The sequence below is a fragment of the Amycolatopsis sp. NBRC 101858 genome, from assembly GCF_030269325.1.
Classification (GTDB): domain Bacteria; phylum Actinomycetota; class Actinomycetes; order Mycobacteriales; family Pseudonocardiaceae; genus Amycolatopsis; species Amycolatopsis ponsaeliensis.
The window spans coordinates 909,452-934,065 of sequence record NZ_BSTD01000003.1; the positions used below are offsets into that span (position 1 = coordinate 909,452).

21 protein-coding genes are annotated in these 24,614 nt (G+C 72.0%); 8 read left to right on the plus strand and 13 right to left on the minus strand.

The genetic code is table 11. The annotated features are described in order from the left end of the window. Window position 1: 1 nt before the first annotated feature. The 8 genes from QSK39_RS27445 to QSK39_RS27480 all read right to left on the minus strand — a co-directional run bounded on the left by QSK39_RS27445 (window position 2) and on the right by QSK39_RS27480 (window position 9,723). Complete coding sequence (locus tag QSK39_RS27445) at window positions 2-832, minus strand: ABC transporter permease (RefSeq protein WP_285480694.1); 831 nt, start codon at window positions 830-832, stop codon at window positions 2-4. Then, window positions 832-1,638, minus strand: a complete 807-nt coding sequence (locus QSK39_RS27450) for an ABC transporter permease (RefSeq protein WP_285480695.1) — start codon at window positions 1,636-1,638, stop codon at window positions 832-834. Before QSK39_RS27450 ends, QSK39_RS27445 begins: the two co-directional genes overlap by 1 nt. After that, the gene (locus QSK39_RS27455) at window positions 1,638-2,582 is read right to left on the minus strand and encodes an ABC transporter ATP-binding protein (RefSeq protein WP_285480696.1); all 945 of its coding nucleotides are present in this window, start codon (window positions 2,580-2,582) and stop codon (window positions 1,638-1,640) included. Before QSK39_RS27455 ends, QSK39_RS27450 begins: the two co-directional genes overlap by 1 nt. A 41-nt stretch (window positions 2,583-2,623) precedes the next feature. Next, window positions 2,624-5,923 (minus strand): phosphodiester glycosidase family protein, encoded by a 3,300-nt coding sequence (locus tag QSK39_RS27460; protein ID WP_285480697.1) that lies wholly within the window; start codon window positions 5,921-5,923, stop codon window positions 2,624-2,626. A gap of 113 nt (window positions 5,924-6,036) precedes the next feature. Continuing rightward, on the minus strand, window positions 6,037-6,756 hold the full coding sequence (locus QSK39_RS27465) for a maleylpyruvate isomerase family mycothiol-dependent enzyme (protein WP_285480698.1): 720 nt from the start codon (window positions 6,754-6,756) through the stop codon (window positions 6,037-6,039). 52 nt (window positions 6,757-6,808) lie between these two features. Further along, complete coding sequence (gene ndk, locus QSK39_RS27470) at window positions 6,809-7,219, minus strand: nucleoside-diphosphate kinase (RefSeq protein WP_004561228.1); 411 nt, start codon at window positions 7,217-7,219, stop codon at window positions 6,809-6,811. Between the two features lie 92 nt (window positions 7,220-7,311). Beyond that, window positions 7,312-8,067, minus strand: coding sequence for a hypothetical protein (locus QSK39_RS27475; protein ID WP_285480699.1), 756 nt, complete (start codon window positions 8,065-8,067; stop codon window positions 7,312-7,314). 108 nt (window positions 8,068-8,175) lie between these two features. Beyond that, complete coding sequence (locus tag QSK39_RS27480; RefSeq protein ID WP_285480700.1) at window positions 8,176-9,723, minus strand: alkaline phosphatase D family protein; 1,548 nt, start codon at window positions 9,721-9,723, stop codon at window positions 8,176-8,178. A gap of 123 nt (window positions 9,724-9,846) precedes the next feature. Between QSK39_RS27480 and QSK39_RS27485 the strand changes: the two genes are divergently transcribed. Then, a complete protein-coding gene (locus tag QSK39_RS27485; protein ID WP_285480701.1) occupies window positions 9,847-12,204 on the plus strand; it encodes a penicillin acylase family protein in 2,358 nt (785 codons plus the stop codon). A 242-nt stretch (window positions 12,205-12,446) separates the two neighbouring features. Here the strand turns inward: QSK39_RS27485 and QSK39_RS27490 are convergent, their stop codons facing one another. Together QSK39_RS27490 and folC are read right to left on the minus strand one after the other, a co-directional pair. Next, window positions 12,447-12,806, minus strand: coding sequence for a DUF4233 domain-containing protein (locus QSK39_RS27490; protein WP_285480919.1), 360 nt, complete (start codon window positions 12,804-12,806; stop codon window positions 12,447-12,449). 32 nt (window positions 12,807-12,838) lie between these two features. Next, entirely contained in the window at window positions 12,839-14,494 is a 1,656-nt protein-coding gene (gene folC, locus QSK39_RS27495) for a bifunctional tetrahydrofolate synthase/dihydrofolate synthase (protein WP_285480702.1), read from the minus strand. A 73-nt stretch (window positions 14,495-14,567) separates the two neighbouring features. On the opposite strand from folC, the gene QSK39_RS27500 reads away from it, so the two are divergent. Together QSK39_RS27500 and QSK39_RS27505 are read left to right on the plus strand one after the other, a co-directional pair. Beyond that, the gene (locus QSK39_RS27500) at window positions 14,568-15,203 is read left to right on the plus strand and encodes a class I SAM-dependent methyltransferase (RefSeq protein WP_285480703.1); all 636 of its coding nucleotides are present in this window, start codon (window positions 14,568-14,570) and stop codon (window positions 15,201-15,203) included. A gap of 72 nt (window positions 15,204-15,275) precedes the next feature. Beyond that, entirely contained in the window at window positions 15,276-16,136 is an 861-nt protein-coding gene (locus QSK39_RS27505; RefSeq protein WP_285480704.1) for an SGNH/GDSL hydrolase family protein, read from the plus strand. Here the strand turns inward: QSK39_RS27505 and QSK39_RS27510 are convergent. Both QSK39_RS27510 and QSK39_RS27515 read right to left on the minus strand, forming a co-directional pair. Continuing rightward, on the minus strand, window positions 16,120-16,896 hold the full coding sequence (locus QSK39_RS27510; protein ID WP_285480705.1) for an alpha/beta fold hydrolase: 777 nt from the start codon (window positions 16,894-16,896) through the stop codon (window positions 16,120-16,122). The two genes, QSK39_RS27505 and QSK39_RS27510, sit on opposite strands and share 17 nt — an antisense overlap. Before the next feature lie 12 nt (window positions 16,897-16,908). Beyond that, complete coding sequence (locus QSK39_RS27515; protein ID WP_285480706.1) at window positions 16,909-17,661, minus strand: alpha/beta fold hydrolase; 753 nt, start codon at window positions 17,659-17,661, stop codon at window positions 16,909-16,911. 94 nt (window positions 17,662-17,755) lie between these two features. Here QSK39_RS27515 and QSK39_RS27520 point away from each other — a divergent pair, with 94 nt between their 5' ends. Beyond that, window positions 17,756-18,643, plus strand: a complete 888-nt coding sequence (locus tag QSK39_RS27520) for a LysR family transcriptional regulator (protein ID WP_285480707.1) — start codon at window positions 17,756-17,758, stop codon at window positions 18,641-18,643. A 47-nt stretch (window positions 18,644-18,690) separates the two neighbouring features. Here QSK39_RS27520 and QSK39_RS27525 read toward each other — a convergent pair whose 3' ends face one another. Continuing rightward, entirely contained in the window at window positions 18,691-21,312 is a 2,622-nt protein-coding gene (locus QSK39_RS27525; protein WP_285480708.1) for a valine--tRNA ligase, read from the minus strand. 57 nt (window positions 21,313-21,369) lie between these two features. Here QSK39_RS27525 and QSK39_RS27530 point away from each other — a divergent pair, with 57 nt between their 5' ends. The 4 genes from QSK39_RS27530 to QSK39_RS27545 all read left to right on the plus strand — a co-directional run bounded on the left by QSK39_RS27530 (window position 21,370) and on the right by QSK39_RS27545 (window position 24,614). After that, on the plus strand, window positions 21,370-21,669 hold the full coding sequence (locus tag QSK39_RS27530; RefSeq protein ID WP_285480709.1) for a hypothetical protein: 300 nt from the start codon (window positions 21,370-21,372) through the stop codon (window positions 21,667-21,669). 52 nt (window positions 21,670-21,721) lie between these two features. Then, complete coding sequence (locus QSK39_RS27535; protein WP_285480710.1) at window positions 21,722-22,726, plus strand: hypothetical protein; 1,005 nt, start codon at window positions 21,722-21,724, stop codon at window positions 22,724-22,726. 73 nt (window positions 22,727-22,799) lie between these two features. After that, the gene (locus QSK39_RS27540) at window positions 22,800-23,237 is read left to right on the plus strand and encodes a MarR family winged helix-turn-helix transcriptional regulator (RefSeq protein WP_285480711.1); all 438 of its coding nucleotides are present in this window, start codon (window positions 22,800-22,802) and stop codon (window positions 23,235-23,237) included. 75 nt (window positions 23,238-23,312) lie between these two features. Beyond that, entirely contained in the window at window positions 23,313-24,614 is a 1,302-nt protein-coding gene (locus QSK39_RS27545) for an MFS transporter (protein ID WP_285480712.1), read from the plus strand.

A 24,614-nucleotide genomic window follows, 5' to 3' on the forward strand; every position in this document is an offset into this window, starting at 1 on the left:
GTCAGGTCAGGAGGAGTTTGGCGATCCGGCGGGTCGAGGCCCACAGGCCCACCGCGCCCAGGGCCAGCAGGTAGGCCAGGTTGATCAGCATGCTGCCGGACAGCAGGCCCGTCGCGAGGCCGCGCATCAGCTCGATCGCGTGGTAGAGCGGGAGGCAGCGGACCACCCACTGCAGCGGCTCCGGGTACACCGACAGCGGGAAGAACGTCGTCGCGAACAGGAACATCGGCATCAGGACGAGCGCGATGTAGTCGAACTGGGCCGTCGATTTCAGGAACGTCACCAGGGCCATGCCGATCGCCGAGAACGCCAGCCCCACCAGCAGCGCCGCCGGGACCATCAGCAGCGCCCACCACGACGCCAGCAGCCCCATCGCCGCCGCGATCGCGAGGAACGCCACCGCGTAGATGCCGCCGCGGGTCATCGCCCAGCCGATCTCGCCGATCGCCACGTCCAGCGGGCCGATCGGCGTCGCCAGCATCGCGTCGTACAGCTTCGCGTAGCGCAGCTTGAAGAACATGTTGTACGTCGACTCGAAGATCGCGCCGTTCATCGCCGACGTCGCGAGCAGCGCCGGCGCCACGAACGCGACGTAGCCCATCGGACGGCCGTCCGGGCCCGTCACCTCGGTGACCAGCTTGCCGAACCCCAGCTGGAAGGCCAGCAGGTAGAGGAACGGCTCGGCCGCGCCGGAGACGAAGATCGCCCAGCTGCTGCGGCTCACGCGCACCGACCGCTCGACGAGCATGCGGGCGCGGCCCGCGTACAGCCCGGGCGGCAGGATCCGCAGCAGCAGACCGGCCCGCGCCGGGGGAGCTTGGACGCTCACCATCACTCCATCAGCCTCCGGTAGAAGGCCCGGTGCGCGACCGCCCACCCGGCCGCGAACAACGCCGCGAGCACCGCGAAGTGGCCGAGCATCGCCCAGCCGCCGACTCCCCCGACGCTCACGCCGCGGGCCAGCTGCGAGCCGTGCCACAGCGGGGAAAGCCAGGCCAGCCAGCGGATCGCGCCCGGCAGCTGCGAGATCGGGAAGAACGTGCCGGAGAACAACGTCATCGGCATGACGACGAAGCGGAAGATCAGCCCGAAGCGCTGGCCTTCGTCGAACGTCCGCGCCGCGAGCGCGGTGACCGGCGTGGCGCAGGCGAGCCCGGTGACCGTGCCCACGAGGATCACCAGCAGCACGCCGGGCCCGGTCCAGGCGCCGAAGAACAGCGCGACGAACGCGTAGATCGCGCCGGCGAGCGTCAGCCGCAGCGCGGTCCAGATCAGGTGGCCGCCGAGCACCTGCCCCGGCGACACCGGGGTGGCGGTGACCGCCAGGTAGTCCTTCTGCCACTTGAACCCGGAGAGCACGGGGTAGCTCGAGTCGCCGACGGCCTGCTGCGCGGCACCGGCGGCGAGCAGCGCCGGCGCGATGTACTGCAGGTAGGACAGGCCGCCGGTGACCGCGCCCGGGCGGACCTGCGACCCGAAGCCCAGGCCCATCGCGGCCAGGAACAGCACCGGCTGGAGGCCGGTGGAGTACAAAGTGGACAGCCAGTGGCGCCGGTACCAGGTCCAGTACCCCTCGACGCGCAGCCAGGCGCCGTGCCAGCTGCCGACGACACGGCCGGTGGATTCGACGGTGGTCATCAGTCGACCAGCGTCCGGCCGGTCAGGCGGAGGAACACGTCCTCCAGGGAACTGCGCCGCACCAGGCTCGACAACGGCCTCAGCCCGCGCGAGTGCGCGTGTTCCAGGGTGTCCTCGCCGTTGTCGCTGTAGAGCAGCACGCGGTCCGGCAGCACCTCCACGCGCTCGGCGAGCCCCTCGACCTGCTGCGCCGCCGCGACCTGCTGTCCGGTTGCGAACCGCAGTTCGACGACCTCCCGGGTCGAATACCGGCTGATCAGCTCCGAAGGCGAGCCCTCCGCGGCGATCCGGCCGTGGTCCATCACGACCAGGCGATCGCACAGCTGCTCGGCTTCGTCCATGTAGTGCGTCGTGACGATCAGCGTCGTGCCCTGCTCCTTGAGCCGGAACAGCCGGTCCCACAGCAGGTGGCGGGCCTGCGGGTCGAGACCCGTCGTCGGCTCGTCGAGCAGCAGCAGCTCCGGGTCGTTGACCAGGGACCGCGCGATCGTCAGCCGGCGTTTCATGCCGCCCGAGAGCGGGTCGACCTTGTCCTTCGCCCGATCGCCCAGCTGCGCGAACTCCAGCAGCTCGTCCGCCTTGCTCCGGGCCGCCGCCCGCGACAGCCCGAAGTAGCGGCCGTAGATCAGCAGGTTCTCCCGGACCGTCAGCTCGACGTCCAGGTTGTCGAGCTGCGGCACCACGCCGAGGCGCGCGCGGATCCGCGGCCCGGCCAGCTCCGGATCCAGCCCCAGCACGCGGAGGTCGCCGTCGGTGCGCGGGGACACGCACGCGATCATCCGCATGGTCGACGACTTGCCCGCGCCGTTCGGGCCGAGGAAGCCGAACGCCTCCCCGCGCCGCACCTCGACGTCGATCCCGCGCACGGCCTCGAACTCGCCGAAGCGCTTCACCAGTGCCTTGGCCTGCACGAGCGCCGGTTCCCGGTCCTCCGATTCGTCCACCCCCCGACCATACGAGCGGGCACCGACAAAAACCGAACGGTTTAGCCGCGGACGGTCACGACCAGCGACTGCGTCACCCCGTTGACCGTCACCGACAGCCGAGCGACGCCCGGTCGCACCGCCGTCAGCACACCGGTCGCGGGATCGAACGCAACGACGCCCCAGCCGACCGTCCAGTCCGCGCTCACCGGGTACGCCACCGGCACGTCCCGGGTGCCCTGCCGCACGGATGCGCGGACCACCGCGCGTTCGCCGCGGGCCAGCGAGGACGGACCAGAAACGGTCAGCGAGTCGACGTTCGGCCGCGTCTCGAAGCGCACCGGCTGCGCGCGGTCGGCCGGGTCGACCTGCAGCAGCGTCCAGCCGACGAACCCGCCGTCGCCGGGCGCGGCCGCGGGTGCCTTGCCCGAGTTGCCGTTGACCAGGTACGGCACGCCGTCCACCCGGGACAGCGAGAACACGCCGGCGTGCGAAGCCACCGAGGCGGCCGGTTTGCCGGACGCCTGCTCGAACCCGGTCAGCCACTGCGTCAGCAGCGTCGCTTCCTTCCGGTCGCCGAGCTGGGAGTTCCCGGTCGGGCTCGGGTCCTTCACCGGGTGGTGCATCGCGACGACGACCCCGCGGATCGACCGGTCGGCCGCGGCGGAGTCGAGCGCCGAGCGCAGCATCCGGACCTGGTCGAACCCGCCCGCCCGCAGCGAGCCGCGCGAGGAGTCCATCAGCACCAGCCGGATGCCGTGCACGTCGACGACCTGGTGCGGCACACCGAACGCGGCCTGGAAGTTGGCGAGGCCGTTGCCGCCCTCGGCTTCGTGGTTGCCCGGCACGTAGTACCAGGGCACCTTGCCGTCGAGCTCCTCGGTGATCACCTGCCGGGCCAGCACGAAGTCGGGCGCCGTGCCGCGGTCGACGAAGTCGCCGTTGATCAGCACCAGGTCCGGTTTCGCCGCGACGGCTTCGCGCAGCGCGCGGCGGGCCTGCGCGACCAGCGGCCCGGCCGGGTCGTCCGCGGTGAACTGCGCGTCGCTGACGACCGCGACGCGCAGGCCGCCGGCCAGGGTGCCGTCGGTGACCAGCGCCGGGTCGTGCGGGGCCGGGTCGGCCGGCACGGTCGCCGTGGGCGCCACCTCGAAGGTCAGGTCGTCGAACACCAGGTGACCTTCGTACTGCTGGTCCGGCACGTTCTCGACGGCGTAGAAGCGCGCCAGCCGCTGGCCGTCGGGCAGCCCGGCCGGGACCGCGGCGGTGACGTACCGCCAGCCCGTCCAGTCGACGCTGAGCGAAAGGTCCACAATGGACGCGACGTTCGCCGCGTCGCGCAGCTCCGCCCGCAGCCACGCGCCCTTGCCGTCGCCGTTCACCCACAGCCCGATCTTCTGGGTGCCCGCCGGCACCGGCAAAGCAGCGGACGGCGTCACGTACGCGGCCCGCGTCGCGGTCGTGCCGGTGAGCCGGTAGTCCAGCGCGAGACCGGCACCGCCGTCCCGCCCGGGCGCCGCGGACAGCGCCGCGCCGACGACCGCCGGGAACACCGTGGCCGTCCAGCCCGCCGGCCCGTCCAGCGGCGACGCGACCTGCGGCACGGTCCCCACCGAGGCGGCCAGGTGCGTGGTGAGGCCCGCCGCGGTCGCGGTGATCGCGGTGGCGCCGGACGCGGTCAGCGCGGTCACCGCGTACCCGTCCCCCGACGGCTCGACCCGCACGACGGAGTGGTCGTAGTCGAGCTTGACGTCGTCGGCTTCCAGCCAGGTGCCGTAGCCGTCGGCGTCGTAGCCGTAGACCTTGAAGGTGCTCTTCGCGCCGGCGCCGGACAGCGCGACTTGCTCGGTGCTCGTGCCGAGCCGGACCGGCTTGCCCAGCACCGAAAGCGTCGTCTTCCCGGACGCGCGACCGGCGCGCGCGACGACGTCGACGCCGCCCGCGCCGTGGCCGGTGACGACCCCGCGGGTCACCGTCGCCCGCCGGGGGTCGGACGTGCTCCAGCGCGGGTCGGCGGCCACCGCGGCGCCGGTCTCGTCGTGGCCGTCGGCGACCAGGTGCCGGGACAGGCCGGTCAGCACGCGGTTCGCGTCGCCGGTGGCCACGGCGGGCACCGGCGAGAACGCCCTGAGCTTGCCGCTGCCCGGCACGGTCGCGAAGCCGATCCCGTTGGGCACCAGGCGTTCCCCGCCGTCGGACGGCGCGTTCCGGACACTCGGCGCGGCTTCGCCTTCGTTGCGCGCCAGGAGCGTCGAGGAGCCGCCACCGTCGAGGTTGATCGCGTCGTCGGCGCCGAGGCTCTTCATGTGCCGCGCCAGTTCCAGCTCGGTCATGCCGCGGCTGTCGGCCTGTCGTCCGTCCACTGTGGCCAGCCACAGCCGCTTGCCGTCGGCGGAGAAGCCGACCGCCGTCCGCGGGTGCATGGCCACGTCGTCGACCGGCTGCACGACGCCGTCGCGGAGCAGGACTTCGTTGCCGCCCACGGCGACCGCGATCTTCCCGGCGTCCGAGCGCGGCACGTACGCGACGCCGACCGGGTCGCCCGGCTTGAGCGCCGCGAGGGCGTCCGCGCCGGCTTCGCGGGCCAGCAGCAGCGTGGTGCCGGCCGCGATGGGACCGGCCGCGGGCTGCTCGCGCACGGCGGTGACGACGCCGTCGCGGAGCTCGACCTCGCGCACCCTCGACGCCCCGGCCACCGAGGTCGCGCGGCCCGACGCGCCCCACAACGGCGTGTAGACGCCGATCGCGTCCCGGTCGAGGACCGGGCTGTTGAAGTTCGTGACCTTCGCCGTGCCGCCGGGCAGCGTCACGGTGGCTTCGAGGAAGACCGAAGCCAGCTGCGCCTTGCCTTCGTCGGTGATCGACGCGGTGAGGTTGTGGCCGGCGGCGGGCGCGGTCTGCAGCTGCCCGTGGTCGATGCCGACGCCGATCGGCGCGCCGGTGGCGGTGATGTCGAAGAAGTCGCCGTTCACGCCGGCGACCGCGCCGGTGCGCGCGACCTGCTGCGAAAGCGACGTGCGCGCGGACACCGTGCCGGGGCTCAGGTACGTCGGCTTCAGGACCTTGCTGCCCAGGTCGACGGCGAGGGTGTCGCCGCGGATCCAGCCCGCCGGGTCGAACCGGTCGAACTGGGTGAGGTTCAGGCCGGGCGCGACCTCGGTGGTCGCGCTGCCGGTGACGAGCCCGTCGTCGGGGTCCGCGGCGGCGAAGGCGGCCGGGCCCTGGTGGTCCGACGACGCGGCGGGCGCGGCCTCGACCGGCGGTGTGCCGAGCGGCGCCCGGAGCGGGTCCGCGTGGGCGGGAACGGCGAACGCCGTCGCGACCAGGGCGACGAACGGCAGCAGAATGCGTGACTTCTTCACCGGGTACCCCAGTATCGAGTGAGAGAGTGAGCCGGACCAGCACAGCGCAGTGGCACGGCCGGGGGAAGACTTCCCGGTGAACGCCGCCTGAATGGTCTAGAACAGCTACCGGGTCAGGCGGTGAAAGGAGCTTTGAGGAGCTGATCGGCGACCGCCGTGTCACCGCTGACACTCGGCGGGGTCGCCGTTCGCTTCCACAGGTGCAGCAGGAGGTCCCGGGCCGTCGCCTCGGCGGTCGCGGCGGGTTCGGTCGCCGGGCCGAGCGCGGGCGGTTGCCCCGGGTGCAGCGTCCAGGCGTCGCCGGTGTCGGTGGTGCGCAACGCGAGCGGCGCGGCCAGCGACGGCGCGGGGTGCCAGCGCGTGACGCGCGGGAGCCAAGCGGTGAGGACCTCGTCGACGCCGTCCGCGGCGACAGCCGGGTCGAGCACGTGCCCGCTCCCCGAGTCGGCGAGGTGGACGGCGGTTTCGTGCACCTGGCGGCGGAACCAGAACGCCTTGGTCTTCTCGGTACCGCCGAAGTGCCAGCACCGGTCTTCGGGGGTGGCCCGCTCGAGGGCGTCGAGGAGCAGTCCGGCGCTTTCGGCGTACCAGGACGCGAGGTCGGTGCCGGGACCCGCTTCGAAGTCCTGGGACTGCGGTTCCCCGGTGGTGACGACGGTGGCCGCCCAGCGGTGCACGTTCCCGAGGTGCGTGCCGAGGTCGGCCAGCGTCCAGCCGGCGCAGTCCGGCACCGGCGCGGCCGGGTCACCGGTGCGCAGGGCGTCGGCGAACTCGCCGGTCAGCTCCCGCAGCACGGGGAGGTAGTCGCGGGCCGGGAACGGCATCGTCGTCACGGGTGCTCCTGGGGAGAACCGGGGCCACGCGCGGGCGTGGCCCCGGTGCCGATCACAGGTCGGGGAACCAGAGCTTCAGCTCGCGCTCGGCCGACTCCGGCGAGTCCGAGCCGTGGACCAGGTTGTACTGGGTCTCCAGCGCGAAGTCGCCGCGGATGGTGCCCGGGGTGGCCTTCTCGACCGGGTCGGTGCCGCCGGCCAGCTGGCGGAACGCAGCGATGGCGCGCGGGCCTTCGACGGCGAGCGCGACCAGCGGGCCCGAGGTGATGAACTCCAGCAGGTCGCCGAAGAACGCACGCTCCTTGTGCTCGGCGTAGTGCTCCTCGGCCAGTGCCTGCGGAACGGTCCGCAGCTCAAGGGCGGCGAGCTTCAGGCCCTTGCGCTCGATCCGCGAGACGACCTCGCCGACGAGGCCGCGCGCGACGCCATCGGGCTTGACGAGGACCAGCGTGCGTTCAGTCACGACGGTGTTTCTCCTTGGTACGGGTGCGTGTCGGTGCGCGTGAGCGTAGCCGACCCCACCGGACGTCCCCCGAGCCGACCGGGCGGAACGGGCTACGCGGCCCGCTTCCACACCTCGACGTCGAGGACGACGTAGTCCTTCGCGACGACGCCCTCGAACGACCGGTCGTTGATGCGCATCCAGCCGGTGTCACCGCCCGAAGTGGCGAAGCAGTACTGAGCACCATCGGAGACGTAGAACAGCGACGGTTTCTCCTGCTCCTTCAGCGCGTGGGCGCAGCGCGCCTGGGCATCCTTGGCCGGGCCGTCGTCGGCGTACAGGTCACCGCCGTTCGCGAGCACGGTCGGCGACGCGACCGGGTCGTATTTCTTCAGGAACAGGTCCACGTCCCCGTTGGGACCGGTGACCTCCGTGCCTTCGGCCTGGTTCCGGTCCAGGTCGACGCCCGTGCCGTAGGTCAGCCGCACCTGACCGGTGAACGAGGCCGCCGCAGGGGTGTCGGCCGCGGTCGGGCGCCCGGTCGCCGAGGTGCCGGAGGACGGCGTTCCGCCGATGGGGGTGACCGGGCTTCCCGCCGAGGCCGGAGCTTCGGTCTCCGTGCCGAGGCGGTACCCGAACACGCCCGCGCCGATCAGGGCGACCGCGAGCCCGACGGCCGCGGCGCGGCCGAGCGGCTTGCCCCACGACATGAGGACGAGGGACGAGCCGGCCAGCGCGCCGAGCAGCCCGGCCGTCAGCACGATTCCCTTGCCGCCACCGAGCAGGAGCCCCGCCACCCCCGCGACGTCGGCCACGACCCCGAAGCCCTGGGGCAGGAGGCTCGCCTTGGACTTCTCGGCGGTCGTCAAGGAAAGCTCCGATCCCGGTGCGTGCGCGGTCCGTCGTGACACCGCGGAAAGACGCCACCCGGCCGCCGCGCGTTACGAGCGGGGGCCGGGTGGATCGGCGAGCGGACGTCAGCGGCCCTGCGGGTGGAGCTTCTTCGACCAGAGCGACGCCCCGGTGGCATCCCGCAGATCCACCGTGAGGGTACCGCTCCCGCCGTCGATGTTCAGCTCGCCGAAGTGCTGGAAGCCGTCGATCGGGGCCGTGTTCGCGACCGGCGGGGCGTGCACGAACACCGCCTCCGGGCCGAACGTCGGGTCCAGCGCGTTCGGGCCGAACGCGCCCGCGTTCAGCGGCCCGGACACGAACTCCCAGAACGGGTCGAAGTCCTGGAAGGCCGCGCGGTCCGGCGAATAGTGGTGCGCCGCCGTGTAGTGGACGTCCGCGGTCAGCCAGACCACGTTGCGGACGCGGCGGCGCTGGATCTCCCGCAGCACCCACGCCAGCTCCGTCTCGCGCCCGCCCGGCGCGCCCGGCCGGTTGTTCGCCACCGCTTCGATGTCCGTGCCGTCCGGGACGACCAGGCCCAGCGGCATGTCCGCCTGGACGATCTTCCACGTCGCCGTGCTGCGGCCGAGCGCGTCGGCCAGCCAGCGGGCCTGCCGGTCGCCGAGGATGTAGCCCGGCTTCGTCTGGTCGGCCGTGTTCGCGTTGCGGTAGGTCCGCATGTCCAGCACGAAGATCTCGGCGCGCGAGCCGTATTCGAAGCTGCGGTAGACGCGGCCGTCGACGGCCTGGCGCGAGTCGATCGGGTGCCACTCGTGGAACGCCTGGTACGCCCGCGGCGCGAGCACGTCGACGCGCTTCTCCGTGTAGGCCGGGAGGTCGAGGATCTCGCCCGGGTACCAGTTGTTCAGGACCTCGTGGTCGTCCCACTGGGCGTAGACAGGCACCTGCGCGGCGAAGTGCTTGAAATGGGTGTCGAGGCGGTTGTACGCGTGCTGGCCGCGGTACTCGTCGAGGGTCTCGGCGACCTTCGACTTCTCCGCCGTGACGACGTTGCGCCACGTGCGGCCGCCGGGCAGCGAGACCGTCTCCGTCAGCGGGCCGTCGGCGTACACCGTGTCGCCGCTGTGCAGGAAGAGGTCGGGCCGGCGGGCCGCCATCGCCGAGAAGATCGTCATGCCGCCCAGGTCCGGGTTGATCCCCCAGTTCTGCCCGACGACGTCGCCCGACCACAGGATCCGGGTGTCGCGGCGGCCCACCGGCGCGGTGGCGAACCGGCCGGTCAGCGGCTCGCTCTTCGCGCGCCCGTCGAGGGACTCCGCCGTGACGCGGTAGTGGTATTCGGTGCCCGGCGCGAGACCGGCGACGCGGACCTGCCCGGTCCCGCCGGTCGCGGGGCCGGCGAGCGGGCCGGGCACCCGTCGGGCGTGCCGGAACGAGGGATCGCGCGCGATCTCCACGACCAGCCGCGACGGCCGATCGGCGCGCGACCAGACGATCGCCGAGCCGGGCGTGACGTCGCCGGACTCGACGCCGTGGGTGAGCACCGGCCGATCACCGCGCAGCAGCGGGGTCGCGGCGAAGGCCGTCGAAGGCAGGACGAGCGTGGCGGCGGCGCCGGTGAGACCGGCCTTGAGCAGCGTGCGGCGGGAGTGGTGGGTCGGTTCGGTCATGCGCGGTTTCTATCCCGCCGCGGCCAACGCCGGATTGCGCGCGGGTGAACGAATCCCCGGGTTTTCCCCCATGTCCGCGCGTCGTCCCCGTCGGTAGCGTGGCGATCACGACAAGGGGGTCAGATGAGACCATTCAGGAAAAGCCTGGCGGTTCTGACAGCTGCACTCACCATCACCACGCTGGGGGCCGGCCTCGCTTCGGCCGGCGAAGAGGGCCACGCGAAAGCCGTCCTCCGCTACACCGAACACGGCATCCCGCACATCGTCGCGAAGGACTACGCCGGACTCGGGTACGGGTACGGCTTCGCGGCGGCGACCGACAACGTCTGCGAGCTCGCGAACATCTACCTCACGGTGAGCGGGCAGCGGTCGAAGTACTTCGGCCCGGAGGGCGGCGGCTACCCGTCGCTGTCCGAGGCGGAGAGCAACCTGCACAGCGACCTGTTCTTCCAGCAGGTCAACGACTCCGGGATCGTCGACCGGCTGGTCGCGCAACCCGCGCCGCTGGGGCCGCGCCGCGAAGTCCGCGAGGTCGTCTCCGGCTACGTCCAGGGGTTCAACGCCTACCTCGCGCGCACCGGCCGCGCCGGCATCACCGACCCGGCCTGCCGCGGCGCCGGCTGGGTCCGGCCGATCACCGAGCAGGACTTCTACCGGCACTACTACGCGATCGCGATCACCGGCGGCCAGGGCGTCGTCACCGAAGGCCTGTTCACGGCGCCGCCGTCCGGCGCGACGCCCGCCCCGGGCACCGGCGGGCAGCTGTCGGCGAAGGTGGCGCAGGCGCTGAACGGCAGCGGGCTCGGCAGCAACGGCCTCGCCGTCGGCGCGGACTCCACCGCGGCCGGCCAGGGCAGCGTGCTGCTCGGCAACCCGCACTACCCGTGGCAGGCCGGGCGCCGGTTCTGGCAGAGCCAGCTGACCATCCCCGGCCGGCTCGACGTCGCCGGCGCGAGCCTGCTCGGCATGCCGTTCGTCCAGATCGGGCACACCGCGGACGCGGCCTGGACGCACACGGTGTCGACGCCGGTCACGTTCGGCCTCTTCGAGGTGCCGCTGAAGGCGGGCGACCCGACGACCTACCTCGTCGACGGCAAGCCGGAGAAGATGACCTCCCGCGACGTCACCGTCCAGGTGCGCCAGGCCGACGGCTCGCTGAAGCCGGTCCGCCAGACCTTCTGGGCGACGCGGTACGGGCCGGTGCTGAGCGACTTCCAGGGCATTCCGCTGCCGTGGACCACGAAGTCGGCGTACGCGGTGCGGGACGCCAACGGGACGAACCTGCGCGGGCTCAACACGTGGTTCGAGCTCGACCAGGCCCGCAGCACCGCCGACATCGTCGGCACGCTGAGCCGCACGCAGGGCGTCCCGTGGGTCAACACCATCGCCACCGACCGGGCGGGCAACGCGCTCTACGCCGACATCCAGGTCGTCCCGCACGTCACCGACGAGCAGGCCGAGGTGTGCAGCACTCCCCTGGGACGGCAGACGTTCCCCGAAGTCGGACTGGCCATTTTGGACGGATCGAAGTCGTCGTGCCGGTGGGGTTCCGACCCCGGCGCGCTCGAGCCGGGCATCTTCGCGCCGTCGCGGCTGCCGCGGCAGCAAAGCCGGGACTACGAGCTGAACGCGAACGACAGCGCCTGGCTGGCCAACGCGAAGGCGCCGATCACGGGCTACCCGCACATCGTCGGGGACATCGGCACCGAGCGCTCGCCGCGGACGCGGGAGGCGTTGCTCACCGCCGAAAAAGGCGGGTTCACGACGGACTCGATGAAGAAGATGCTCTTCGCCGACCACAGCCTGTTCGCCGACCTGACGGCGGCGGACCTGGCGAAGCTGTGCGCGTCGTTCCCGGGCGGGCAGGCGCCGTCGTCGTCCGGCCCGGTGCCGGTCGGGCCGGCGTGCTCGGCGATCGCGAAGTGGGACCACACCTACACGCTCGACACGCGGGGTTCGCTGCTGTTCCAGCGGTTCGCCGCGCGGCTCGGCAACGTCGACCGCTTCTCGGTGCCCTTCGACCCGAAGGCGCCGCTGACCACGCCGAACACGCTGAACGTCGGCAACCCGGCCGTGCAGAAGGCGTTCGGCGACGCACTGGTGGAGCTGCGCACGGCCGGGCTGGCCCCGGACGCGAAGCTGCGCGACGGCCAGGCGGTCACGCGCAACGGCGAGCGCATCCCGATCCACGGCGGCCAGGGCTTCCTGGGCGTGCTGAACGTGATGACACCGGTGTGGGACCCGGCGCGCGGCAACGTGGAGGTCCAGCACGGGTCGAGCTACGTCCAGGTGGTCGGCTTCCGCGGGCGCGCGTGCCCGGACTCCTCGACGGTGCTGACGTACTCCCAGTCGGCGAACCCGAATTCGCCGTACTTCAGCGACCAGACGAAGCTCTACAGCCGGGGTGAATGGGTGAAGGAACGCTTCTGCGAAGCCGACATCCTGCGCTCGCCCGCGCTGCGGGTCGTTGTGCTGCGGTAGGTCAGGGCTGGGGCTGGGCGGTGCTGATCCGGCACGGCCCAGCCCACCTCAGGTGACTGCCGAAGGGGAACTGCGAGCCCCGCGGATGGCCGGCCGTGGGGCGGTTCGCGGGGTTCGCCGCCGGTTCCGATCCGGCGTGGCGGTGGCAGCCGGTGCGGGCCACCAGCACGCCGAGCGCGCGGCAGCTCCGCCACGGTCGGCCAGTCGCGGGCGGGCTGTCGCGGTCGCCGCTTCCGTGCGGGTCAGGGCTGGGGCTGCTGCTGGCTCGCGAGGGTGCCGGCCGCCATCCGGCGGGCGACGTCCTTGCGCAGCCACAGCAGCCACAGCCAGATCGCCAGGAACACCACGCCCAGCACGGCGATCGCCGGCAGCCAGAACACCAGCGCGATCAGCACCACCTGCAGGCCGAGGACGACCGGCACCGCCCACGGCTTCTTCACGAACCCGCACAGCACGACCAGCACCAGCGCGACCGCCAGCACCGTCCAGCCCGTGCCCGTGCTGATCCCGCCACCGAGCTTGTTCACCACCGGCAGCGCGAGCGCGACCGTGATCGCCTCCATGATCAGCGTTCCCGACATCACGCCGCGGAAGCCCTTCATGGGGTCCTTCGGCTTGGGGGTCTCCGGAGTGCTCACGCCGGCTCCTTCCCGAACAGCGTGCGCGTCTCGCCCGCGGTGACCACCGAGCCGGTGACGAGCACGCCGCCGCCCGCGAGGGGCTCTTCGGGGTCGTCACTGGTCTCCACCAGCGCGATCGCCGTCTCGATCGCCGTCTCCAGGTCGGTCTCGGCCACCACCCGGTCCTCGCCGAACACCGAGATGGCCAGCTGGTTCAGCTCTTCCAGCGGCATCGAGCGCGGCGAGGAGTTGCGCGTCACGACGATGTCGGACACCACCGGCTCCAGCGCGTCGAGGATGCCGTGGGCGTCCTTCTCGGCCATCACGCCGACCACCGCGACCAGGCGGCGGAAGGCGAACTCCTCGGCCACGGTCGCCGCGAGCGCGCGGGCGCCGTGCGGGTTGTGGGCCGCGTCGATCATCACCGCGGGGGCCGCGCGGACCCGCTCCAGCCGGCCCGGCGTCTCGACCTCGGCGAACGCCTCGCGCACGGCCTCGACCACCAGCTGCTTGTCCTTGCCCGCGCCGAAGAACGCCTCGACCGCGGCCAGCGCGAGCGCGGCGTTCGCGGCCTGGTGGGCGCCGTGCAGCGGCAGGAAGATCTGCTCGTACACCCCGCCGAGCCCCTGCAGCTTCAGCATCTGGCCGCCGACGGCGATCTCGCGCTCCAGCACGCCGAACTCGCTGCCCGCGCGGGCGACCGCCGCGTCGACCTCGACGGCGCGCTCCAGCAGCACCTTCTGCACTTCGGGGTCCTGCTCGGCGATCACCGCGACCGAGCCGGGCTTGATGATGCCCGCCTTTTCGCGTGCCGCGCCGAGGATGTCCGGGCCGAGGTACTCGACGTGGTCGATGCCGATCGGCGTGATGACCGCGACGTCGGCGTCCGCGACGTTCGTGGCGTCCCAGGCGCCGCCCAGGCCGGCTTCGATGACCGCGGCCTCCACGGGCGCGTCGGCGAAGGCGGCGAACGCCATCCCGGTGAGGATCTCGAACTTGCTCATCGCGACGCCGTCCGCGGCGGCACCGTCCACCATGGCCACGTACGGCGCGATGTCGTGCCACAGCTCGGCGTAGCGCGCGGCGGAGATCGGCCGGCCGTCGAGCGCGATCCGCTCGGTGACCAGCTGCAGGTGCGGGCTGGTGTAGCGGCCGACGCGCAGGCCCATCCGGGTCAGCAGCGAGTCGATCATCCGGGCCGTCGAGCCCTTGCCGTTCGTGCCGGCGACGTGCAGCACGGGGTAGCCGTGGTTCGGCTCGCCCAGCAGCTGCGTCAGCGCCGAGATGCGGGTGAGCGACGGCTCGATCTTCGTCTCCGGCCAGCGCTGGTTCAGCTCGGCCTCGACGGCCATCAGCTCACGGCGGGCCTCCGGGCCGTCCGGGCTGCCGTACGCCTCGGGTTCGCCCTGGTCGTCGAGCTCGTGCAGCTCGGTGTCCTCGGGCACGCTCAGGTCGGGCACCGGGCCGGTGGCGAGGTTGTCGCCGAGCTGGCCGACGCCGCCGATCCCGCCGCGCGAACCGCCGCCCACGTCGAACGCGGTGTCCCGCGCGTCCAGCTCCGGGTCGTGGTCGTCCGAGTCCTCGTACCCCTCGGCACCGAGCTCGTCGACGCCCGCGAAGCTGTCCAGATCCGACAGGTCCGGCCTGCGACCTGTCTCATCCTGCGGCACTGAATCTCCTCCGGCCTGGGGTTTTCGCACTTGCTTGCGAGTCTACGTGCGTGGCAGGTGGCACTCTCGACCCATGCCGTTCAACCACAACGACCACTACCACCCGCTGCTGCTGGACCAGCTGCCGCCCGGGCCGGGGATCGCGCTGGACGTCGGCTGCGGCACCGGCCGGTTCGCGCGCCGGCTGGCCGCGACCGGCATGGCGGTGGAGGCGGTCGACGTCTCGGCCGCGATGGTCGAGGCGGCGGCGGGCCTCGGTTCGCCGGGCCCGGGCAAGATCGTCTACCGGCAGGCCGACGTCACCACCGATCCCCTGCCCGAAGAGCACTACGACTTCATCTCGTGCCTCGCTTCCCTGCACCACATGCCGTTCGAAACGGTCGCCAAGCTGCGCCGCGCCCTGGTGCCGGGCGGCGTGCTCGTGGTGCTGGGCCTGGCGAGACCGAGCACGCCCGCGGACTGGGCGCGGGCGATCGCGGCGGTGCCGGTGAACGCGCTCGCGAAGCTGCTCGTCTACGCCGGTGACCGGCTGAACGGCGGCGGGGAGGACGGTCCGAAGGCCCCGGTCGTCGACGACTACCCGACCCTGGCCGAGGTGCGCCGGGAGGCGGCCCGGCTGCTGCCCGGGAGCACCGTCCGGCCGCTGCTGTTCTGGCGCACGCTGATCACTTACCGTGAGCACGGCGAAGGTGACCCGACTGGCGGGTGAAGTCCCCACCCCCGCCGCCCGGCGCTCGCTAGATGTGGAAGGAGCGTTTCCGCCAGCGAGAACGGGGTCTTCATGCGCATCACCCGGCTGCTCACCGCCGTCGTCTCGGCAGCCATCCTGCTGCCGGCGTCGGCCACCGCCGCGTCCGCGGCGAGCATCGGCAGCTACGTCGCCCTCGGCGACTCGTACACCTCCGGGCCGTTCATCCCGGTCCAGCGGCTCGACCCGCTGGGGTGCGGACGGTCCACCGCGAACTACCCGTCGGTGCTGGCCGCGGCACTGCACGCCGGGCGGTTCACCGACGTCAGCTGCGCCGGCGCGGACACCACGAACATGACCCGGCCCCAGAGCGTGCCCTTCAACGGCACCAACCTGCCGCAGCTGGGCGCGCTGCGGATCGACACCGACCTGGTCACGCTCGGCATCGGCGGCAACGACTACGGCGTGTTCAGCAGCCTGACCTCGACGTGCCCGGGCCTGCGGGCCGGCGACCCGACCGGCAACCCCTGCGAGGAGCACTTCGCCGGCTCCGTCACCTCGGCGATCGACAACATCGGGCCGCGCGTCGAGGCGGTGCTCGCCGCGATCCACGAGCGGTCGCCGCGGGCGCGGGTCCTGGTGGTCGGCTACCCGCGGATCGCACCGGACCGCGGCTACTGCCCGGACCTGCTGCCGTTCGCCGACGGCGACTACGCGTGGCTGAACACCGTCGAGGAAGCGCTGAACCGGACGCTGGCCGACGCCGTGGACGGGGACGGGAAGGCGCAGTTCGTCGACACCTTCGGCCCGTCCCGCGGCCACGACGCCTGCGCCCGCGGCGGTTCGGCGTGGATCAACGGCAAGGACCAGAACGTCTTCGAGGCCGCCGCCTACCACCCGCTCAAGGCCGGGATGGTGGGGATGGCGGCGGTGGTCCTCAAGTCCCTGCGCTGAGGAACTCCAGCACGATCCGGGCGAACTCGTCCGGCAGTTCGGCCGGGGCACCGTGCCCGGCGTCGATCTCGGCGGCGCGCGCGTCCGGGATCGCGGCGACCAGCTCCCGCTGCTGCTCCGCCGTGATCAGCCGGTCGTGCGCGCTGCCGAGCACGAGGACGGGCGCGGTGATCGTCGGGAGCACGGCCCGCAGGTCGACGGCCCGGTCGGCCTCGACCTGCCGGTCGGTTCCCGCCTCGATCATCGTCTCGAGGGTCTTGACCAGCTGTTCGTTGCTCTCGGCGGTGGCCTGCGCCCAGTAGCGGGGGCCGAACGCCATCAGCGGGAGCATCCGGGCGAAGGTCCCGGTTTCGAGCAGGTCGAGCCAGTAGCGGAACTCGGCGTCCTGTCTCGTGTCGGTGACGGGCCACGCGGCGTGCAGGACCGCTTTCCGGACGCGATCCGGGCGGGTGCCGGCCAGGTGAGCCGCCACGGCGGCGCCGAGCGAATGGCCGACGACGTGGGCGGCGTCGACCCCCGCGTGGTCCAGGACGGCGGCGGCCTGGGCGGCGAGGGCCTCGACGGTGATCGGGCCGTCGTCGTCGGTCGTCAAGCCGGAGCCGGGGAAGTCCGGGGCCAGGACGGTGTAGCCCTGCGCTTTCGCCGTCAACGGTGCCCACTGCTCGCGGGAGGCGGCGGTGCCGTGCAGCAGGAGCAGCGCGGGGCCGTCGCCGGTCCGGTCGTAGTGGACGACGGTGTCTTCGAGCTTCACTTTCGGCATCGCTCGTCTCCCTCAGGCGATCGCGCGGAGGGCGGCGGTGAACGCGCGCGGGTCCTCCTGGTGCGGGAGGTGGCCGCAGCCGGCGAGGACGTGCACCCGGGCGCCCGGCGTCGCGGCGGCGCAGGTCCGCGGGACCTCCAGGGGGATCTCGGTGTCGAGCTCGCCGTGCAGGTAGGTGATCGGGACCGTCAGGTTCCCGAGGCGGGGCCGCGGGTCGTACGTCGTCACCTCGGTGAACAGCGCGTCGATGTAGGGGCTCGAGTCCACGAGCTGCCGCACGGTCCAGTCGACCAGCGCGGGCGCGGCACCCGGCGCGAACCAGTTCGGCACCCACCCCGCGAGCGTGCCGAAGCGGTCGCCGGCCATCTGTTCGCGCAGGTCGAGGACCTTTTCCCGCATCTCGGCGGCGGGCCAGTACCCCGGCCCGTCGACGGCCACCACACCGGCGACGAGCTCGGGCCGGGCCAGGGCCAGTTCGGTGGCGAAGACCGCGCCGAACGACGAGCCGACGAGCACCGGCTTGATCCCCAGCTCCTCGATCACCGCGGCGATGTCGGCGGTGTTGCCGGCGATCGTGTTGCCGGTCACCGGGTGGTCCGAGCGGCCGCACCCGCGCCAGTCGAGCGTGACCACGCGGTGGTCGCGGACGAGATCGGGCAGGCAGGCCTGCCAGACGTGGCCGGTGGTCCCCCAGCCGTGCAGGAACAGCAGGGCGGGGCCTTCGCCGGCGTCTTCGTAGTGGAGGCGGGTGTCGTTGATGTCCATGAATGGCATACCTCGAGCGTCGCCTCCGGGCCCTCGCGTTTCGAGGGGCACTCGGCTCGTACACTCATCACGAACTCTTATGAATGGGGTTTCGGTGGAACTACGGCAGCTTCGCTACTTCCTCGCCGTCGCCGAGGAGCTGCACTTCGGGCGGGCGGCGGAGCGGCTGCACATCGTCCAGCCGGCGGTGAGCCAGCAGATCCGGCGGCTGGAACGGTCGCTGGGCGTGACGCTGTTCGCGCGGTCGACGCGAAGCGTGTCGTTGACGGAGGCCGGCCAGCGGTTCCTGCCGCACGCGCTCGCGGTACTGGCGGCGGCGGACCGGGCTTCGGATTCGGTTTCGGAGTTTCGCCCGTCCGGAGCTTTGGTCCGGCTGGGAACGAGCGAAGGTCTGGGTGACCGGCTGGACGTGTTGCTGGGTGCGTTCGCCCGGCTGGCGCCTTCGGCGTCGTTGGAGCTGGTCCACGCACCGACGGTCCAGCGCCTCCAGCGAGTCCGGGACGGTTCGCTTTCCGCGACCATCGTGCGTGGTTCGTGGCCTTCGTCCGGCCTCGACTTCACTCCTTTGTGGATGGACGACGTGCTGGCGGCCTTGCCCGCGTCCCATCCGTTGGCTGATTCTTCGGAAGTTCCGTTCGCTTCGCTCGCTTCCTTGCCGGTGCGACTCAGTCCGCCTTCGCGGAATCAGCCGTTGTACGACCTGGTGGTGTCGTGCTGCCGGGAAGCGGGGTTCGAGCCGGTGCTGGGCAAGGAGTTCACCACGGCGCAGGACACGTTGGGGACGCTGGGTTTCGGCCGTCCACACTGGACGGTGTTCTACCGGGCGCACGCCAACCTGCTGCCGATCCCGGGTGTGGTCTTCCGGCCGCTGGTGGAGCCGTCCCCGCGGATGCAGACGTACTTGGCGACCCCGGCGGACCGGCGGTTGACTCCGGAACTGGTATCCCTGATCGAAGCAGCGCGAACCATCGAGGAAACATGACGAAGCCCGGCACTCCGTGAAGGAGCACCGGGCCTCAGTCAACAACCTCAGGAAGCCGGAAGAGCCGCCAACCGCGTCGTGATGCGGTCGATGTCCGCCGCCGCTGTCTCCTTGCGCACCTTGATCTTGTCGACCACGTGCTCCGGGGCCTTCGCGATGAACGCCTCGTTGCCCAGCTTCGCCTCCGTCTGGGTCAGTTCCTTCCGGGCCGCCGCCAGGTCCTTCTCCAGCCGCTTGCGCTCCGCTGCCACGTCGACCGTGCCCGACAGGTCCAGCTCCACCGTCACCACGCCGGCCGCCAGGGCCACCTCGAGGGACGCGCTCGCCGCGAAGTCCTCGGCAGGCGGGGTCAAGCGCACCAGTGACCGGACCGCCTCTTCGTGGCCGCCCGCGTAACCCGCCAGGCGGGCCGCCACCTTCTGGCCCGGCTTCAGGCCCTGGTCGGCGCGGAAGCGGCGGATCTCCGTCACCAGCTTCTGGACGTCCGCGATCCGGGCGTCCGCCGTCGGGTCCGCGTAGCCCTCGAACGGAACCGGCCACGCGGCGACGACCAGCGACTCGCCGCCCGTCAGCGCCGTCCAGAGCTTCTCCGTGATGAACGGGATGAACGGGTGCAGCAGCCGCAGCACCGTGTCCAGCACGTGGCCCAGCACGGCCCGCGTCGACGCGACCCGAGCGGCATCCCCCTGGTACAGCTGGACCTTCGCCAGCTCCAGGTACCAGTCGCACAGCTCGTTCCAGGTGAACTGGTAGAGCGCGCCCGCCACCTTCGCGAACTGGAAGTCCTCGAACAGGCCGTCCACTTCGGACACCAGCGCGGCGAGCCGGCCGAGGATCCAGCGGTCGGACTCCGTCAAGCCGGAAGAAGCGGGCAACGGCGCAGCGACCGAAGCCCCGTTCATCATCGCGAACTTCGTCGCGTTCCACAGCTTCGTGCAGAAGTTGCGGGAGCCCGCCGCCCACTCGTCGGCCAGGGCCATGTCCGCGCCCGGGTTCGCGCCGCGGGCCAGGGTGAACCGGGTGGCGTCCGCGCCGTACGCGTCCATCCACTCCAGCGGGTCGATCACGTTGCCGCGCGACTTCGACATCTTCTTGCCGTTCGCGTCGCGGATCAGGCCGTGCAGGTACACGTGGTCGAACGGCTGCTTGCCGTCCATCTGGTGCACCCCGAACATCATCATCCGGACGACCCAGAAGAACAGGATGTCGTAGCCGGTGGACAGCACGCTGGTCGGGTAGAACTTGGCCAGGTCGTCCGAAGACGCGGGCCAGCCCAGCGTCGACATCGGCCACAGGCCCGAAGAGAACCACGTGTCCAGCACGTCCGGGTCCTGCGTCCAGCCCTCGCCCGACGGCGGCTGCTCGTCCGGGCCGACGCAGACGACTTCACCGTCGGGGCCGTAGTACACCGGGATCCGGTGGCCCCACCACAGCTGGCGCGAGATCGTCCAGTCGTGCATGTTGTCGACCCAGTCGAAGTACCGCTTGCCCAGCTCCGGCGGGTGGATCTTCGTGCGGCCGTCGCGGACCGCGTCGCCGGCCAGGCGCGCCAGCTCCTCGACCTTGACCCACCACTGCAGCGACAACCGCGGCTCGACGACCGTGTCGCAGCGCGAGCAGTGGCCGACCGCGTGCACGTACGGGCGCTTCTCGGCCACGATCCGGCCGGCCTCCCGCAGCGCGGCGACGACCGCCGGGCGCGCCTCGAACCGGTCGAGCCCCTCGAACGGCCCCGGCGCGGTGATCTCGGCGCGCTCGTTCATGATCGTCAGCATCGGCAGGTCGTGCCGGCGGCCGATCTCGAAGTCGTTCGGGTCGTGCGCCGGGGTCACCTTGACCGCGCCGGTGCCGAACTCGGGGTCGACGTGCTTGTCGGCCACTATCGGGATGCGGCGGCCGGTCAGCGGCAGCTCGACCTCGGTGCCGACCAGGTGCGCGTACCGCTCGTCGTCGGGGTGGACGGCGACCGCGGTGTCACCCAGCATCGTCTCGGCGCGGGTCGTGGCCACGACGATCGCGGTGTCGCCGTCGCCGTAGCGGATCGAGACGAGCTCGCCGTCGTCGTCGTTGTGGTCGACCTCGATGTCCGAGAGCGCGGTCTGGCAGCGCGGGCACCAGTTGATGATCCGCTCGGCGCGGTAGATCAGGCCCTCGTCGAAGAAGTTCTTGAACACCGTCTGGACGGCCTTCGACAGGTTCTCGTCCATGGTGAAGCGCTCGCGCGACCAGTCGACGCCGTCGCCGAGGCGCTTCATCTGGCCGAGGATCCGGCCGCCGTACTCGGCCTTCCACTCCCAGACGCGCTCGACGAACTTCTCGCGGCCCAGGTCGTGGCGCGAAAGGCCCTCGCCGGCGAGCTGGCGCTCGACGACGTTCTGCGTCGCGATGCCCGCGTGGTCCATGCCCGGCAGCCACAGCACCTCGTAGCCCTGCATGCGACGGCGGCGGCTCATCGCGTCCATCAGGGTGTGGTTGAGCGCGTGGCCCATGTGCAGGGAACCGGTTACGTTCGGCGGCGGCAGTACGATCGAGAACGGCGGCTTCTCCGACGCGGCGTCGGCCGTGAAGTACCCGGCCGCTACCCAGCGGTCGTACATCGGTGCTTCTTCGGCGGCCGGGTCCCAGGCACCCGGAAGGTCGGTGGTCTGCTGCGGAGCGTTCTCGGTCACAATGGACAAGTCTACGAACCCGTCACGGCGGGTCACCCAGGGGGAAGGCACTCTCCGATGGCACAGCCTCAGCAGCCACAGGATCCGGACGATCGGCGCCTGGAGACGCACCCCGACCTGATGAACCCGGACTGGCAGAAGTTCGCCGAGCGGGACGCCTGGCTGGGTGCGAAGAAGGAGCTCAAGAAGCGCCGCAAGCGCGAGGGCCGCAGCGGCGGTCACCAGCCGGGACACAGCCGCTGGCCCGGCGTGCTCGCGCTGCTGCTGGTCGTCGTCCTGGTCGCCGCGGCGATCGTCGTGCACCAGATCCAGGGCATCGGCGTCAACGAGGATCCGTTCCTGTTCTTCGGCTCGTAACGCCCGGCCCCCGCCGTCGATGTTCAGGCATCGACTTCTGGGGGAAAATCACGTGGACGACGACAACCTGCTCGAATCGCACCCGGACCTGATGGACCCGGAGTGGCGCAAGCACGCGCAGACCGACGCCTGGCTGGGCGCCAAGCAAGATCGCAAGCAGTCCCGCAAGCAGCGGAAACGCACTTCCCGGGGGCCGCACCGCCGCTGGTGGGTCCTCGGCGTGCTGGTGGCGATCCTCGCCGTGACCACCGCGGCCATCGTGGTGGTGGCCGGCCGCCGGCCCCCGGCGCGTGCGGCCATCCCCGAGACGCCGAACCCGACGCAGGTGGCGCAGTACGCCCACGTCGACCTGGCCCGGCCGTACGCGAACACCCCCGCCCAGGACTGGACCAAGGGCATCGGCGGCATCACCTCGCCCGCCGCGGCCGCGATCGGCCCGTTCAAGGCCGAAGCGGTCGCCGACGCCTACGCGCAGGCCCGGCGGGCCATCACCGCCGCCCACCTCGAGCCCGCGGTGCTGTTCTCGCACGATCCGAAGGCCTACCTCGCGCTCTTCGCCCCGGACCAGCGCGAGCAGATGACGCCCTGGCTGGCCGAGAAACCGGCGAAGGACAAGGCCGGCTTCGACTCCTACCTGACCGAGATCGCCGACGGCTACCACCTGCTCGACGCGGGGCCCCGCACGTTCGGCACGCTCACCGCGCACGCCGGCGAGAAGCCGGGCGAGCTGGCCGTGGACGCGAAGTACGTCGTCGCCTTCGCCTTCGACAACGTCCACCCCGAGTCTCTGACCAGCCCGAACGAGATCGTCAGCTTCCTGCGCGTGGACGAGAAGTTCGTGGTGGTCACCGGCTCGAGCGTCGCGAAGTCCAGCCGGGGGCTGTGGCTCGACGGCGGCCAGAGCGCGACTTGGTCGGTCGGCTGCGCCGCCGCCCGGGAAGGTTTCCTGGCGCCGGACTACGCCAACCCGCCGGGTCCGCCGACCGGTGGCGACCAGGACGCGCCCGGCTACTACGACCCGAAGTACCCGGTGCCGACCATCGACGGCTGCCACTGACCCACGCGCACTCCCGAGCGGGAGTGCGTCACATCCAGATGCACAGTCTGGACTGTACAGTTAACCTGTGTGCATGGGCGAAGTACCCGCACACGTGGCCGAGAGCGCCGGCTGGATCCGCGCGGTCGTCGGGCAGCTGCACCGCCGGCTGCGCCAGGTCGACAACGCCGGGATCCTGACGCCGTCGCAGTCCGCCGTGCTCAACCGGCTCCACCGCGACGGCCCCGCCACCCAGGGCGAGCTCGCCGCCGCCGAACACGTCCGGCAGCAGTCGATGGCCGCCACCCTCGGCGTCCTCGACGAGCTCGGCTACCTCGCCCGCACCCCCGACCCGGCCGACCGGCGCCGCGTGGTGATCAGCCTGTCCGAGGCCGGCTCCGACACCGTGCGCGGCATCCTGCAGCACCGCGACGAATGGCTGGCCCAGGCGCTGCTGGACGCCCTGTCCCCCGCCGAGCTCGACGCCGTCACCCGCGCGCTGCCGCTGCTGCAGCGCGTCGCCCAGCACTGAACACACCGAAGGAGCCCCCTCACGAGCACCGTCACCGCCCCCGCGAAGTTCGGCACCCGCCTGGTCACCCCGCTGGTGGCCGGCGCGGTGCTCAACCCGATCAACTCCACCCTCATCGCCGTCGCGCTCGTGCCGATCGGGCAGAGCTTCGGCGCCGGTCCGGGCCAGACGGCCTGGCTGATCTCGGCGCTCTACCTGGCCACCGCGGTCGGGCAGCCGGTGGTCGGGCTGCTGGTCGATCGCTACGGCGCCCGCCGCGTCCTGCTCGCCGGGGCGGTGCTGGTGATCATCGCGGGCATCGCGGGCATGGTCCCGCTCTCGGTCGGCTGGCTGACCGGCGTGCGGGTCGTCCTGGGGCTCGGCACGTGCGCCGGCTTCCCGGCCGCGATGGCCGTGCTGCGCCACCACGCGGAAGCGAACGGCCAGGGCGTGCCCGCGCGCGTGCTGTCCGTGCTGTCGATGTCCGCGCAGACGGTGATGGTGATCGGCCCGACGCTCGGCGGGCTCCTGATCGGCCTCTTCGGCTGGCCGGCGATCTTCGCCGTCAACATCCCGCTCGCCGGGCTGTCGCTGGTGCTGGCGCTGCTGTGGGTGCCGAAGGACGACCGCGGCGAACGCACCGCGAAGCCGATCGACGTCCTGGGCATCGCGCTCTTCTCGGCGACCCTGCTCGCGCTCCTGTTCTTCCTGATGGACCCGGGCACGGAGACCTGGCTGCTCGCCGTCGTCGTGGCGTTCGGCGTCGCGTTCGCGCTGGTCGAACTGCATCGCGACGACCCGTTCCTCGACCTGCGGATGCTCGCGGCCAACGGCGCGATCCTGCGGACGTACCTGAGGCAGGCCCTGAGCTTCATGGCCATCTACGCGATCATGTTCGGCTACGTCCAGTGGCTGGAGACCACGCGGCAGCTGTCCGAGGAGGCGGCCGGGCTGATGCTGCTGCCGATGTCGGGCACGGCGGTCTGCGCGGCGGCGTTCTCGGGACGCGGCTCCGGGATCCGGGCGCGGCTGGTCACGGTCGCGGTCGCGCTGGTCGGCGGGTCGGCCCTGCTGCTGCTCGTCCACGACGGCACGTGGGTGGGCGCGCTGCTGGCCCTGGCGGCATTGTTCGGCCTGGCCCAGGGCCTGACGAGCGTCGCGAACCAGACGACGCTGTACCGCGAGGCACCCGCCGAGCAGATGGGCACGGCGAGCGGGCTGTTCCGCACGGCCCAGTACCTCGGCGCGATCGTGGCCTCGACGCTCATCGCGCTGTGCTACGGATCGCACGCCGACTCGGCCGGGCTGCACCGGCTGGCCGTCGCCCTGATCGTCGTCAGTGTGATCCTGCTCGCGGTCACCGTCACCGACCGGGGCTTGCGCGCCGCCAAAGCGTGA

Bases quoted from the DNA above. Each gene is read 5' to 3' on its own strand.
- QSK39_RS27445 (WP_285480694.1), bottom strand. From the start codon at position 832: ATGGTGAGCGTCCAAGCTCCCCCGGCGCGGGCCGGTCTGCTGCTGCGG.
- QSK39_RS27450 (WP_285480695.1), bottom strand. From the start codon at position 1,638: ATGACCACCGTCGAATCCACCGGCCGTGTCGTCGGCAGCTGGCACGGC.
- QSK39_RS27480 (WP_285480700.1), bottom strand. From the start codon at position 9,723: ATGACCGAACCGACCCACCACTCCCGCCGCACGCTGCTCAAGGCCGGT.
- QSK39_RS27485 (WP_285480701.1), top strand. From the start codon at position 9,847: ATGAGACCATTCAGGAAAAGCCTGGCGGTTCTGACAGCTGCACTCACC.
- QSK39_RS27490 (WP_285480919.1), bottom strand. From the start codon at position 12,806: ATGAAGGGCTTCCGCGGCGTGATGTCGGGAACGCTGATCATGGAGGCG.
- QSK39_RS27500 (WP_285480703.1), top strand. From the start codon at position 14,568: ATGCCGTTCAACCACAACGACCACTACCACCCGCTGCTGCTGGACCAG.
- QSK39_RS27505 (WP_285480704.1), top strand. From the start codon at position 15,276: ATGCGCATCACCCGGCTGCTCACCGCCGTCGTCTCGGCAGCCATCCTG.
- QSK39_RS27510 (WP_285480705.1), bottom strand. From the start codon at position 16,896: ATGCCGAAAGTGAAGCTCGAAGACACCGTCGTCCACTACGACCGGACC.
- QSK39_RS27515 (WP_285480706.1), bottom strand. From the start codon at position 17,661: ATGGACATCAACGACACCCGCCTCCACTACGAAGACGCCGGCGAAGGC.
- QSK39_RS27530 (WP_285480709.1), top strand. From the start codon at position 21,370: ATGGCACAGCCTCAGCAGCCACAGGATCCGGACGATCGGCGCCTGGAG.
- QSK39_RS27540 (WP_285480711.1), top strand. From the start codon at position 22,800: ATGGGCGAAGTACCCGCACACGTGGCCGAGAGCGCCGGCTGGATCCGC.